Source organism: Rhodococcus sp. BP-261 (assembly GCF_019835205.1).
GTDB classification, from domain to species: Bacteria; Actinomycetota; Actinomycetes; order Mycobacteriales; family Mycobacteriaceae; genus Rhodococcoides; species Rhodococcoides kyotonensis_B.
The window spans coordinates 1-11,786 of the sequence record NZ_JABUCO010000044.1 but is presented as its reverse complement, the minus strand read 5'-3'; the positions used below and the strand labels follow the sequence as shown (position 1 = coordinate 11,786).

General features: G+C 67.0%; 15 protein-coding genes and 1 riboswitch. Of the genes, 7 read left to right on the top strand and 8 right to left on the bottom strand.

What is annotated here, in order from left to right; genetic code table 11:
• Positions 1–163: 163 nt before the first annotated feature.
• Both HQ354_RS25190 and HQ354_RS25185 read right to left on the bottom strand, forming a co-directional pair.
• Entirely contained in the window at positions 164–970 is an 807-nt protein-coding gene (locus HQ354_RS25190; protein ID WP_222634449.1) for a CPBP family intramembrane glutamic endopeptidase, read from the bottom strand.
• A 24-nt stretch (positions 971–994) separates the two neighbouring features.
• Positions 995–1,762 (bottom strand): DUF2470 domain-containing protein, encoded by a 768-nt coding sequence (locus HQ354_RS25185; protein WP_068429909.1) that lies wholly within the window; start codon positions 1,760–1,762, stop codon positions 995–997.
• Positions 1,763–1,860: 98 nt separating this feature from the next.
• Here HQ354_RS25185 and HQ354_RS25180 point away from each other — a divergent pair, with 98 nt between their 5' ends.
• The 3 genes from HQ354_RS25180 to HQ354_RS25170 are packed head-to-tail and all read left to right on the top strand — an operon-like array spanning position 1,861 to position 4,189.
• Positions 1,861–2,571: a hypothetical protein gene (locus HQ354_RS25180; protein WP_068429911.1), complete on the top strand. Its 711-nt coding sequence runs from the start codon at positions 1,861–1,863 to the stop codon at positions 2,569–2,571.
• 10 nt (positions 2,572–2,581) lie between these two features.
• Positions 2,582–3,523 (top strand): prephenate dehydratase, encoded by a 942-nt coding sequence (gene pheA / locus HQ354_RS25175; protein ID WP_167679014.1) that lies wholly within the window; start codon positions 2,582–2,584, stop codon positions 3,521–3,523.
• Entirely contained in the window at positions 3,524–4,189 is a 666-nt protein-coding gene (locus tag HQ354_RS25170) for a histidine phosphatase family protein (RefSeq protein WP_222634448.1), read from the top strand.
• On the opposite strand, the gene HQ354_RS25165 is transcribed toward HQ354_RS25170, so the two are convergent.
• From HQ354_RS25165 to HQ354_RS25150, 4 genes are all read right to left on the bottom strand, one after another.
• On the bottom strand, positions 4,182–5,006 hold the full coding sequence (locus tag HQ354_RS25165) for an ESX secretion-associated protein EspG (protein ID WP_222634447.1): 825 nt from the start codon (positions 5,004–5,006) through the stop codon (positions 4,182–4,184). The two genes, HQ354_RS25170 and HQ354_RS25165, sit on opposite strands and share 8 nt — an antisense overlap.
• A complete protein-coding gene (locus HQ354_RS25160) occupies positions 5,003–6,277 on the bottom strand; it encodes a PPE domain-containing protein (RefSeq protein ID WP_167679020.1) in 1,275 nt (424 codons plus the stop codon). The genes HQ354_RS25165 and HQ354_RS25160 overlap by 4 nt, the downstream gene beginning before the upstream one ends.
• Positions 6,278–6,312: 35 nt before the next feature.
• Entirely contained in the window at positions 6,313–6,615 is a 303-nt protein-coding gene (locus tag HQ354_RS25155) for a PE domain-containing protein (protein WP_222634446.1), read from the bottom strand.
• A gap of 111 nt (positions 6,616–6,726) precedes the next feature.
• A complete protein-coding gene (locus tag HQ354_RS25150; protein WP_222634445.1) occupies positions 6,727–7,293 on the bottom strand; it encodes a histidine phosphatase family protein in 567 nt (188 codons plus the stop codon).
• A gap of 78 nt (positions 7,294–7,371) precedes the next feature.
• A riboswitch (cobalamin riboswitch) is annotated at positions 7,372–7,436 on the top strand.
• Positions 7,437–7,492: 56 nt separating this feature from the next.
• Here HQ354_RS25150 and HQ354_RS25145 point away from each other — a divergent pair.
• Both HQ354_RS25145 and HQ354_RS25140 read left to right on the top strand, forming a co-directional pair.
• Positions 7,493–7,687 (top strand): CbtB domain-containing protein, encoded by a 195-nt coding sequence (locus HQ354_RS25145; protein ID WP_222634444.1) that lies wholly within the window; start codon positions 7,493–7,495, stop codon positions 7,685–7,687.
• Positions 7,678–8,469: a CbtA family protein gene (locus tag HQ354_RS25140; protein WP_222634443.1), complete on the top strand. Its 792-nt coding sequence runs from the start codon at positions 7,678–7,680 to the stop codon at positions 8,467–8,469. Before HQ354_RS25145 ends, HQ354_RS25140 begins: the two co-directional genes overlap by 10 nt.
• Positions 8,470–8,520: 51 nt before the next feature.
• Here HQ354_RS25140 and HQ354_RS25135 read toward each other — a convergent pair whose 3' ends face one another.
• Positions 8,521–8,853: a metallopeptidase family protein gene (locus tag HQ354_RS25135; RefSeq protein ID WP_068429938.1), complete on the bottom strand. Its 333-nt coding sequence runs from the start codon at positions 8,851–8,853 to the stop codon at positions 8,521–8,523.
• A gap of 13 nt (positions 8,854–8,866) precedes the next feature.
• Positions 8,867–9,970, bottom strand: coding sequence for a septum formation family protein (locus HQ354_RS25130; RefSeq protein ID WP_222634442.1), 1,104 nt, complete (start codon positions 9,968–9,970; stop codon positions 8,867–8,869).
• A 21-nt stretch (positions 9,971–9,991) separates the two neighbouring features.
• On the opposite strand from HQ354_RS25130, the gene HQ354_RS25125 reads away from it, so the two are divergent.
• Together HQ354_RS25125 and serS are read left to right on the top strand one after the other, a co-directional pair.
• Positions 9,992–10,387 carry an ankyrin repeat domain-containing protein gene (locus HQ354_RS25125; RefSeq protein ID WP_222634441.1) on the top strand — a complete coding sequence of 132 codons (396 nt, stop codon included), beginning with the start codon at positions 9,992–9,994 and terminating at the stop codon, positions 10,385–10,387.
• Positions 10,388–10,398: 11 nt separating this feature from the next.
• Positions 10,399–11,652, top strand: coding sequence for a serine--tRNA ligase (gene serS / locus HQ354_RS25120; protein WP_167679028.1), 1,254 nt, complete (start codon positions 10,399–10,401; stop codon positions 11,650–11,652).
• Positions 11,653–11,786: the final 134 nt, after the last annotated feature.

The window sequence follows — 11,786 nt, the reverse complement described above, 5'->3', positions numbered from 1 at the left end:
GTAGCCGGGTGGGGGAGGAACTCGGCGCGGCGGTGGTGGGCCCTGCCTGGGGTTCCCCCGGTTCCGCTGGTCGTCGTTCACGATGTGACTGTACCCAGGGAGTGGAGCCTGCAGGAATGACCGGAGGGCGAGGAGTGGAGCCTGCAGGAATGACGAGGGGTTTTCACGGCAGCCACGACAACTGGTTTTTCAGGGCTGTGTATCCGACGAAGGCGATGATGTCGATCACCGCGTGAGCGATGAGCAGCGGCCACAACCGGCCGGTCTTCTGCCAGTACCGGCCGAACACGAGACCCATCGCGACGTTGCCGATTCCGCCGCCGAGGCCCTGGTAGAGGTGGTAGGACCCGCGCAGCAGGGCCGAGGCGAGCAGGGATGCGTTCTCGGAGACGCCGAGGCGTCGTAGCCGCGAGATGAGGTAGGCGACGACGATGATCTCCTCGGCGCCCGAGTTGGCGAAGGCGTAGCCGACGAGGGCCGGAACACGCCACCAGTGGTCGTCGATCGCACTGGGGACGACGGTGAGGTTCAGGCCCAGTGCGTTGGCGACGAGGTACAGCGCGAGCCCCGGAATGCCGATGAGCGCGGCCAGACCGACCCCGTGGAGCAGGTCGGGCCGAACGCGGGGTTTCGCGAGACCGATCAGCTTCGGTCCGAGCCCGGCACGCCACAGCAGATACAGGCCGAGCGCACCCCACGCGCACAGGCGGAGAATGCGCAGGACCTGGTAGAGCAGGTCGATGATGCCGAGGCTCGAGCTCGACGTGTTCAGGGCGACGGTCTGATCCGACAGACTGCCTGCGAGCAGCGCGTCCTCGACGAGGGACAGCATGCTGCTGAGTCCGCTGAGCCCGAACGTCACCAGAAGGACGATCGCTATCTCGATCTTGATCGCACGTCGCTCGGACGGTTCCAGCGGAGGGCCGGTAGTCGGCGACGGCGGATTCAGCCAGCTCTTGACGTCGATCACGAAGGCAAGTCTGCCTCGTGCGACTCAACTCCTGGCGCGCAGTCCGTTCAGAAACGGGCATCCCGCGAGGACGCGAAGTGCTCGGCTCAGCGACATCGTGTCGTCCACGGGCTCGGCGAAACCGAGTCGAACGTCGTTGTCTCCGTAGTCGCTTTCGATGCGCAACCGGATGCCGTAGCGGTCGATGCCCAGTGGGCGGATGCGTCCTTGCCGCAGCGACGGGGGGAGGCGTCGGGCAAGCTGGTTGACGAGGTCGGTGTGATCCTCGTCGAGATGCTGCAGCCAGCTGGTTTCCATCTCCCAGAACGGATCCGGCTCGGCTGCGAGCAGATCGTCGACGGCAACGGGCTCGGCGCCCGTACTGTCGGCGACGACGGCCGACGACATGATCAGGCGAAGAAGTACGGTGCTGTGTCCGACGTCGAGCAGCGACGGGTGTGGATGTTCGGCGGCGACCGCCCCGGCCATCGGGCGCATGAGCGACTCGGGAACGGGACGCAGCTCGCCGCGCAACCACACCAGCGATCGGACCGGCTCGCGTAGTGCCAGTGGCGCGTGATCGGTCAGTTCGAGCACGGCCGGAACTCCTGCGCGGGACGATTGCCACGCGATGGACCCCATGGGCGAGTCCATCGGCACCGCGAGGACCACCTCACCGTTGGAGCGCAGATGATGCATCGTGGTGACCACGGGTTCGCTGCCCTCGATGGCGAGTGCAGCACCCTCCGCACGCGCACATGCGCTGCGAACGCGTTCGGCGGTGGACGGTCCGTTGGTGGTAGCGCCGAGCATGGGCTTCCTCCGATGCGTGGGATACGAGGTGAGGCAAACCTAAGTTAGTCCACACTTCCTTGGACCGCAAGTGCAGCGGGCGGTCTAGCGTGTAGACGGTGTCCATTCCCTTGACGCTGGGCGTACCGCACCGGCCCGACCCGAACGCGCTCGTCGCAGGCCTCCTGCAGCAGCGATACCCCGCGTCCACCGGCGGCGAGAGGGCGATCACGGCAGGTCCCGTCGTCGTTCCGGCCTCCGTCCTGCTGGGTCTGGACGACGACGTGCAGCTCGGTCGCGTGGTCGTGGAGCTCGACGTGGATCCGGACCGGCTGCGCGACAGCCGCGCGTCGTACGAGGTCGTGCGGTACACGGTGAACGTCGATGACGACACCCTTCCCGACGCGCTCGCGCTGCGGCTGCCGTCGCCCGTCGTCCTCTATCCCGAATTGTCCGACGCGTCGGCGCTGGACACCGTGACCGCGATCGTCGACGCTCACCGCACCCCGGGCATCGCGGCCTGGCAGCCCCCGCGTCATATCGCCGACGTGCTTGCCGTCGTCGCGCATTCCGAGGTCGGATTCACCGCGCGGGCCCGGTCGGGTGCCGACGCGATCGCCGTCGTCGCGGCCACCGTCGCCGCGCTGCGTGGCGACGACATTCCTGCCGCGCTGGCTGATCCCGACGTCGCGGCCTTGGCGGCACTGCGCCCCGAGGCGGCAGATGCCGTCCGTACCGTGTTGCTCGGCATCGAGGTGGACGACGCATCGGCCGCGCATCGCGAACTGGACGCGGCGGGTTTGATCCGCACGGATTCGCTGGGGACGTAATCTGGCAGTCGTGCCTAGAATCGCGTACTTCGGCCCGTCGGGAACGTTCACCGAAATGGCGCTCGGCCAGTTGGAGGCCGCAGGCGTCCTCGATTCACTCGGATTCGGTCGCGATATCGAACGTGTCCCGTACGGCAGTCAGCCGGCAGCGTTGCAGGCCGTGCGCGACGGTGAAGCGGCTGCCGCGGTGGTACCCATCGAGAGCTCGGTCGAAGGTTCGGTTCCTCCGACGCTCGACGCGTTGGCTGCGTCCAGCCGGTTGCAGATCATCGCCGAGACCGAGATCGACGTCGCCTTCTCGATACTCGGGCGGCCGGGAATCGCGCTCGACGACGTGAAGTCGGTCCGCGCGTATCCCATTGCGGCAGCGCAGGTTCGAGAGTGGCTGGAGCGAAGGATCCCGGACGCCGAGGTGCAGTTCGCGTCGTCGAACGCCGGTGCGGCAGAGGACGTCGCTGCCGGTCTCGCCGACGCGGCCGTCTCGACGTCCCTTGCCGGAGAGAGGCTGGGACTGCCGTCCCTGGCCGACGGCGTCGCCGACGTGGACACGGCTCGCACCCGCTTCGTGCTCGTCAGCCCGCCGCGGCGTGCGCCCGCCCCTACCGGAGCGGACCGCACCGCGCTGGTGTTGATGCCCGACAACGTGCCCGGTGTGCTGCAGTCCGCCCTCGCCGAGTTCGGACTCCGCGACATCGACCTGACCCGCATCGAATCACGGCCCACCCGAAAGGAATTCGGAACCTACAGGTTCTTCGTCGACTGCGCCGGCCATATCGAGGACCCGATCGTGGCCGAAGCGCTCGGCGCCCTGCATCGCAAGATGACTCTTCGATTTCTCGGATCCTGGCCCGTCGCGATGGGAACAGGAAGCACGCCGCCTTCGTTGGACGAGCAGATCGGATGGTTGGAGCGACTGCGCGAGGGCAAGTCGGACGACGGGCAAGGCGGATAGATGACGGGCAAGTTGATACTGGTACGGCACGGTCAGACGTTCGCGAACGTCGAGAAACGCCTCGACACCCTCCCGCCCGGCGCAGCCCTGACCGACCTCGGACACGAACAGGCCAAGCGCTTCGGCGACACACTCGTCGCGACGCCCCCGAGCGTCCTGGTCTCGTCGGTGGCGTTGCGTGCGCGACAGACCGCCGAGCACATCGCCAAGGCCACCTCCGTCCCTGCCCAGGAACGTGACGGTATCCAGGAGACGTTCGTCGGTGAGTGGGAAGACCGCACCGACAAGGAAGCGCACGACGCCTTCACGGCGATCTACGGCAAGTGGCAGGCCGGCGACCTGGACGCGCAGGCCCCCGGCGGGGACAGCGGACGGTCCATCCTCGACCGTTACGTGCCGGTGCTCGAATCGCTGCGCGACGAGCACCTGACCGATCTGGACGCTCCCGACGTGGTCGTGGTCAGTCACGGTGCCGCCATTCGCCTGGTGGGCGCGGTGCTGGGAGGCGTCGACGGTGAGTTCGCCGCCGACAATCACCTGAACAACACCGAGACCGTCGAACTGGTGCCGACGCCAGGCGGTGGCTGGACCTGCGTCCGCTGGGGCACGTTCCTGCCGCCGTTCGCGGGCAAGGGAAGTCACGTCGCGGACAACCCGATCAGCTGACGCCCGACGCTTCCGCTCGCTGAGCCATGTCGGTGAGCGCCGACCTGATGCGCGCATCGGAACCGGGCGCGAACGACGTCCATCGTCGACCGTCTGCGGCGGTACTCGTGGTCGCGACGAGGCGGCCCCGTGGAGTGTCGAACACCGCGATCGGAAGTGGATCGGTAGCGCTGGTTCCGAAATTTGTTGTCGTGCAAGTTATTTCAATGTGTGCGGTGCATGTGGCGAGAGCCGACGCGATGTCCGCGGCTGCGGAACGGTCGATACCGAGACTTGCTAGACGGTCGGCAGTGGCTCCGGCGTCGGTCGGGCTGGCATCGAGGGCCTCGGCGAGAGTGTCGGTCGGCGCGGAGACGCCCACGAAGTCCAAGGCAGGCTCGCTCCCGACGGCGTCGAGCACGTCACGCGCGGGATCGGCGACGGTGGCGCGGATGGTGAGGAGGCCGGATCGGCGTACGGCGATCACCGAACCGGACTCGCTTGCCGCCCGGCAGACCCGAGTGATCGACCCGGTGCCGTACGGGCGCGGAACGAGCCGGGCCGCGATGTACCAGGTGGGACGCTCGAGAGTGCGCAGCCACGCCTCGAGATCCGGATGTACGTGATCGTCGCTGACCGCTCCGTGCTCGACGAGCCCCGCACGCCCACGAACCAGCGCGGCCTGCCGATCCGCGGCCGCGTCGAAACGCGGGAAGACGTCGAGCACGACGGGCAGTTCGGCGATGCCGAGCCGCTCGACGAGGTAGTCCATGCAATCGTCGTCGAGCTCGACGAACGGAAGGCCGTGGCCGACAGGTCGCGTTCCCAAGTCGATCAACGACCGTTCCGATCACCGGGTCGTTCCGTAGGCTCCACTCCTGCCGGTTCGGCGCCGATGACGGACGGCGCCACCGTACGTCCGTCCGCGAAGTGCTCGAACTGCTTGAGGTAATCGGGGGTGTCGTGTTCGTCGTCTCCGTCGTCGGCGCGAACTCCCGCCATCGGGGCGGCCGCGTGACCACCGCGAGTGGCGGCGGCCGCGTCGAGTGGTCCTGTCCCTGGGCCTCCGGAGAGGTTGCTGCCGAACATGTTTCGTTCGGTTCCGGCAAGTTGTCCTGTGACGCTTCCTGGTGCTGCTGCCGGAAGGCGTGAACCTCCGAGCGACCCACCGCTCGAGCCGAGGCCCGAAAGACCGCCGGGGCCAGTGGAAGTCGACGACACCGCCCGCGTCCGGACCGGTGCACCGGCATCTCCCCGGGTGGCTGCCTGCATCGGTGCGGGAGACTGGGATGTGCCCTGAGTGGCACTCATCAGTGACGACACCGCTGCGCCGCCGAGATTGGTTGCCGCGGAGGCGACCGTCGTGACCGACGACCCGGCGACGGTACCCGCCGTGCTCGCGGCCTGTCCGATCGCGCCTGCTACGGCCGGATTCTGTACTGCCGCAGTGACTGCGGCGATGGCGGCCTGTGCGGGGGACGTGCGTGCACCGAACCCGAACACTCCGGATTCCTCGTAGGACGTCGCGCCGTCGATGGATGTCGACGCCCGCGACGACGCACCCGAGGCGTCGACGACGATCTCGGGTGGGCTGTCGAACGAAACCGGTACGGCGAGTGGCGTCGTCGCAGCTTCGTAGGCCTCCATGACGAGACCTGCTCGGACGTCGAGGACGCGGGCAGTGGCTTCGAGTGCCGCGGCACTTCCGTTCAGTGCTCCGCCGGTGCCGTACGCGGCGACCTTGGCGGATTCCACCGCGGCGATCTCGACCGGGTTCGGCATCGCGACGGTGGCCGTCGTGTAGGCCGCAGCCTCACCTGCCGCGTGGATTCCGACGTCGGCTGCCTTGATGGCCGACGCCTGCGCCCACGCGGAGAACGCACCGAGCCTGGCCTGCGCTGCGTCGGCGGTCGAGCCCTCCCATCCGGCAGCGAGGATCGCCATCACGCGGGTGACGGTGACCGCTGCGTCCGTGTACGCAGCGGCCACCGACTGCCACACGCCCGACGCCGCCGCCAGCGGTGCGGGCCCGGCCCCGGCCAACAGCGTCGTCGAATTGACCATCGCCGTGCGTGGCAACCACACGACTCCTGTCACTCCCAGCGTCATCGATCTACCCCCGTCGTGTGATGGTGTTTCCCGGCTCAGATGCCCAGTGCGCGACTGTGTTCGAGGTCGACGTCGCGATACGCCGCGGCCTGTGTACGCAAGGCTGCCGCGGTCTGAATCAGCTCGTCGACGGCCTCGCGTGCGGTCGGCGTGTACGAGCCGGCAGCGTGCTTGAAGTAGCGGTTGGCCAACAGGGACACCTCTTCGCTGCCCGACGGAAGCACCTGAATCGGAAGCGACGCCGCAGCCAGACTTGCCTGCAACCGGGAGGCGACCGCGTCGAGCTCCGCGGCAGCGGCTTCGAGAGCGACAGGGTCCACACGCACGTGTGCTGGCATCAGTACTCCCTTACCAGGAATGAAAGAGCTCCGGGATCGAACGAGAACTCCGTTCTCGTAGGAGTTGGACGGCATCCGCGGGTGATCGGTTCCCGGTTGGGGGAAAATGGCTCAGGCGATTCTTTCGGCGACCGACCGCAACGTCCATCGGCCGCCGCGGAAGTTCACGCTGGTCGTCGTCAACGGGGGAATGTCGACGCGCCAGAAGGACTCGGCAGGCGCATCGAGTGTGCGTACGACGACGGCTCTGACGATCGCGGGATGCGTCACGGCCAGGACCCGCCGCTGTTCGGAGCTGACTCGGTCCATCCAGTGGCCGACTCTGGTGAGTAACGCGTCGATCGACTCCCCACCCGGTGGCGTCGTCGACGTGTCGGTGAGGAGGCCTGTCATTTCGCCCTCGGCCAGATCTTCCAGACCGGCTCCGGTCCAGTCGCCGTACCTGAGGTCGGCCAGATCGTCGACGATGCTGCCGTGTAAGCCCAACGCGTCGGCAGTCTGGCGGGTTCGTCGTTCGGGCGCGATCAGAACGATGTCCACATTCATGAAGAGGGTGAGTTCGTCCAGCCGCCGCAGCCCGTCCGAATCGACCGGTTCGTCCGAAGGAAAGCGCGCACGACGCATGGCCTCGGTCATGGCATGGCTGATCAGGGACAGCCGGGTGACGGTCGGAGCCATGCGCGACACTGTATGTCTGCATTGACAGACACGAGAGATCGGTGCCACAGTTCGCGGGTCAGTGCGATGTGTGCAGGTAATACCGGTGGAAATCCGGAGCGGTTGCGCCACTGTGACCGGACGCGAGTTCGGGAGCCAGAAAACTCACATATCGCTTCATGTTTCGGCGGGACGCACAATCCCAGGAGGAAACACCCCGATGGCTACTGTCCATACCCCCAGCAGCACTACCGAGTCGGCGGCACTCGCCCTCGTCGTAGCTGCGGTGATTCTGCTTGCTTTCCTCGTGCTCTACCTGGTCGGATTCGACCAGGGTGCCATTTCGCGCAGCGGAATGTTCATGCACGAACTGATGCACGACGGACGCCACCTGCTGGGCCTGCCATGCCACTGAACTCACTCCACGGCACGTTCGTACAACTGCTGGTGCGGGGTCTTCTCGCCGGACTGATCGCCGGACTGCTGGCGGGAGCCGTCGCGTTCACGATCGGTGAGCCACACGTCGACTCGGCCATCGCCATCGAAGAGTCGGCGGGCGGCCACTCCCACGCCGACGACGCACCGAGCGCGCATTCACACGGCGATGACGATGCTCTCGTCAGCCGCGAGGGCCAACGCGTCGGACTGTTCCTGGCGACGGGACTCGCCGGTCTCGCGCTCGGGGCGATCTTCGCGACGGTCCTGCACTACGCGCGACGGTTCACGTCGCTGTCGGGGTCGGCGCTCGCCCTCGCTGTCGCGGCTCTCGGATGGGTCGCGATCGAGGCGGTGCCGTTCCTGAAGTACCCGGCCAATCCGCCTGCCGTAGGAGATCCGGACACGATCTCCCAGCGCACATGGCTGTGGCTTGCGTCGGTGACGCTCGGATTGTTGGCCGTCGGAGTCGGGATCTACGTCGCGAAGCTGGTTGCGGCGCAGGCGTCGCTCGCCGTCAGGACAGCGGCCCCGCTGGCGGCGTTCCTGCTCGTCGTCGGGCTGGGGTACGTCCTGCTGCCCGGCATCGACGAGGTCGGCGACGACTTCCCGGCCGCGCTGCTGTGGGAATTCCGAGTGTCGTCCCTCGCGACCCAGGCGACGCTGTGGCTCGGACTCGGATTGGTATTCGCTTTCCTGACCGATCGGGCGTCGCGTTCACCGGCCACCCCGTCGGCATCGATGTCACGCGGCATCCGCTAGACAGCTGCAGTGGGCCATCCATGCCGACTTCGAGCGGCGTGGGACCGAAGGTCAGCCGAACCCGAGCTCGTGCAACCGCTCGTCGTCGATGCCGAAGTGGTGGCCCACCTCGTGGGCGACCGTGATGGCGATTTCGCGACGAGCGGTGTCGGCGTCGTCGACCATCTCGAGGATCGGTCGACGGTAGATGGTGATGACGTCGGGAAGATGACCGCTGTATTCGAAGCGCTCGGTCAGCGCAATTCCTTCGTACAGTCCGAGGATGTCCTCGGTGGGGTGTTCGTCTTCGACCAGGACGACGACGTTGTCCATGAAGTCGATGATCGCGGGCGGGAGGGTGTCGAGGGCGTCGGAGACCACGTTGTCGAAGTCGGCGTCGCTCATGTGGAAAGGAATGTCACCCTCCCGGGGTGATCGGGGCTGCGCCGGGCAGCGGGGTCGGCAAGGCGCGTCCGTCCGGTGCCGCCGGTGGTGGGACGGGTGCCTGACCGTTGATCAGAATGTCGCCCTTGGCGCTTCCGGTGATGGTGGCGAATCCGCCTTCGTCGAGCTCCTTGCCGACCGAGCAGGTGATCTGTCGGCTACCGGCCAACCAGCTGGTGACGTCGATGGTGTTCCAGAACAGCGTCAGCGTCTTGTCGCGCAGAGCCGTGTCGGAGCCCAAGTAGGTGTTGACGGTGGCGGTGCACGTCGGTTCGAGGTAGGCGTCCTGGTCTGCTTCGTTGGGGATTCCGCTCGGGAACTGCTGCTGAAGATCGACGATCGACGCCACCTCGAACGCGTGGGGCGAGTTGCAGTCGACGGGGTCGGCGGGCACGTTCTGGTTGATGCCGATGCAGGTGCCGACGTCCCATACGTTCGACTGGTCCTGGTCGAGCACCGAACCGGTCATCTCCTGAGGGACCCCGGTGTTCGACGACTGCTGGATGCCGCATCGGAGTGTCCGCTCTCCTGCCATCCATCCGGACTGCGACGGGAACATGAGCCCGACGCTGAACTTGCCGTTCGGATCGAACTTGGTGCCCAGGTAGTCGTCGACGATGCCGACGCAGTGCTCGTCACGCAACTGACCGAAGCGCAGTGCCCCCGGATAGGCGGAGCCGGGCGCGAACTCGATGCCGGGGTACGCGCTCAGGTCGACGTCCTGGGCGACCTCGAACCGGTGCGGTTCCGCACACGACACCTCGGCAAGATCCTGACGGTCGGTCTCGGGATCGTCGGTCGGCGTCCACTGCAGGCACGTGCCAGGATCGGCGGATCCGAACGACCTCGCGGACACAGGTCCGCTGGTGGCAGGCCCGGAATCGGCGTGGGTGGTGATCTTCTCGGGTTGCGAGAAGCCCCCGGAGACGAAGAGGGTCACGACGGCGGCCGCGACAGCGCCGATTGCGATCAACGCCAGCCCTCGGCGCGCGACGGGCGCGGTCACGGTGCGCTGGTTGCGTCGTGGTTTCGAGCGCCCGGGCCGGGCGGGATCGGGTGTGGACATCTCCTCCATCATGCCCGAGTATGTTCGGTTCCCATGACGCACCCGGATGCAGACGACGCCGACATCGCCGAATTGGCGGGCCGACTGTTCACCATGGCGCGCACCGGTGACACGGCCGCGCTCGCGAGTTACCTCGACGCGGGCGTCCCCGCCGACTTGAACAACGAGTCCGGTGACACGTTGGTCATGCTCGCGTCGTACCACGGTCACGCGGAGACGGTTCGAGTGCTGGTCGAACGGGGTGCCGACGTGAACCGTCCGAACGACAAGGGACAGACGCCGCTGGCCGGGGCGGTGTTCAAGGGCGAGGACGACGTCGTGCAGGCGCTCGTCGAGGGCGGCGCGGATCCGCACGGCGGCCACCCGTCGGCGATCGACGCAGCTCGCATGTTCGGACGCGAGGACTACCTGGGGATCCTCGGCAAGTAAGGTTGCATGTCGTGATCGACCTCAAGTTCCTTCGCGAGAACCCTGACGTTGTCCGCGCCTCGCAGCGCACCCGCGGCGAAGACCCCGGTCTCGTCGATGCACTGCTCGAGGCCGATGCCACCCGTCGTGCCGCTGTGTTGACCGGAGATCAGCTCCGCGCCGAGCAGAAGGCGCTGGGTAAGAAGGTCGGCAAGGCGTCCGCCGAGGAGCGGCCGGCCCTGCTCGCGGGCGCATCCGAGCTGGCGGCGAAGGTCAAGGCCGCCGAGGCTGCGCAGAACGAGGCCGACGCGGCCCTCGACGTCGCCGCGCGCAAGATCTCCAACATCGTCGAAGAGGGAGCCCCCGCAGGCGGCGAGGACGACTTCGTGCTGCTCGAGACCGTCGGCGAGATTCCGTCGTTCGATTTCGAGCCGAAGGATCACCTCGAGCTCGGCGAGTCGCTGAACCTCATCGACATGGAACGCGGCGCGAAGGTCTCGGGCTCGCGGTTCTACTTCATGACCGGCTACGGCGCGCTGCTGCAGCAGGGAATGCTGCAGCTCGCGGCCCAGAAGGCGGTCAAGAACGGTTTCCAGATGATGATCCCGCCGGTGCTCGTGCGCCCCGAGATCATGGCGGGAACCGGGTTCCTCGGTGCGCATGCCGACGAGATCTATCGACTCGAAGCCGACGACCTGTACCTCGTCGGTACATCCGAGGTCGCGCTCGCGGGTTACCACTCGGGCGAGATCATCGACCTGTCCGACGGCCCGAGGCGCTACGCCGGATGGTCGTCGTGCTTCCGCCGCGAAGCAGGCAGCTACGGCAAGGACACACGCGGCATCATCCGTGTGCACCAGTTCGACAAGATCGAGATGTTCTCGTACGTCAAGCCCGAGGACGCAGAGGCCGAGCACAAGAAGCTGCTCGAATTCGAGCGGGAAATGCTTGCGGCAGTCGAGCTTCCGTACCGCATCATCGACGTCGCAGGCGGCGATCTCGGCTCTTCGGCGGCGCGCAAGTACGACTGCGAAGCCTGGGTCCCGACGCAGAACGCGTACCGCGAGCTGACATCGACGTCGAACTGCACCACGTTCCAAGCGCGGCGCTTGAACGTCCGCTACCGCGACGAGAACGGCAAGCCGCAGATCGCCGCGACGCTCAACGGAACTCTGGCGACGACGCGATGGATCGTGGCGATCCTGGAGAACCACCAGCAGGCCGACGGCACCGTGCGCGTCCCGGAGGCTCTGGTTCCGTTCGTCGGGACGGATGTGCTGCGCTAGCGCGCACGTGAGTGGCAATGTAGGCGGTCTCAAGCAGTCATCGCAACGTGCCTGATCATTGAGGGATGGTTGCGATGGGACGTCCGGTGTACACCCATGAGGTGCGGATGCTGTTCTGGGTTCTGTTGGGTTGG

Bases quoted from the DNA above. Each gene is read 5' to 3' on its own strand.
- HQ354_RS25185 (WP_068429909.1), bottom strand. From the start codon at position 1,762: ATGCTCGGCGCTACCACCAACGGACCGTCCACCGCCGAACGCGTTCGC.
- HQ354_RS25170 (WP_222634448.1), top strand. From the start codon at position 3,524: ATGACGGGCAAGTTGATACTGGTACGGCACGGTCAGACGTTCGCGAAC.
- HQ354_RS25160 (WP_167679020.1), bottom strand. From the start codon at position 6,277: ATGACGCTGGGAGTGACAGGAGTCGTGTGGTTGCCACGCACGGCGATG.
- HQ354_RS25155 (WP_222634446.1), bottom strand. From the start codon at position 6,615: ATGCCAGCACACGTGCGTGTGGACCCTGTCGCTCTCGAAGCCGCTGCC.
- HQ354_RS25150 (WP_222634445.1), bottom strand. From the start codon at position 7,293: ATGGCTCCGACCGTCACCCGGCTGTCCCTGATCAGCCATGCCATGACC.
- HQ354_RS25145 (WP_222634444.1), top strand. From the start codon at position 7,493: ATGGCTACTGTCCATACCCCCAGCAGCACTACCGAGTCGGCGGCACTC.
- HQ354_RS25140 (WP_222634443.1), top strand. From the start codon at position 7,678: ATGCCACTGAACTCACTCCACGGCACGTTCGTACAACTGCTGGTGCGG.
- HQ354_RS25135 (WP_068429938.1), bottom strand. From the start codon at position 8,853: ATGAGCGACGCCGACTTCGACAACGTGGTCTCCGACGCCCTCGACACC.
- HQ354_RS25130 (WP_222634442.1), bottom strand. From the start codon at position 9,970: ATGATGGAGGAGATGTCCACACCCGATCCCGCCCGGCCCGGGCGCTCG.
- HQ354_RS25125 (WP_222634441.1), top strand. From the start codon at position 9,992: ATGACGCACCCGGATGCAGACGACGCCGACATCGCCGAATTGGCGGGC.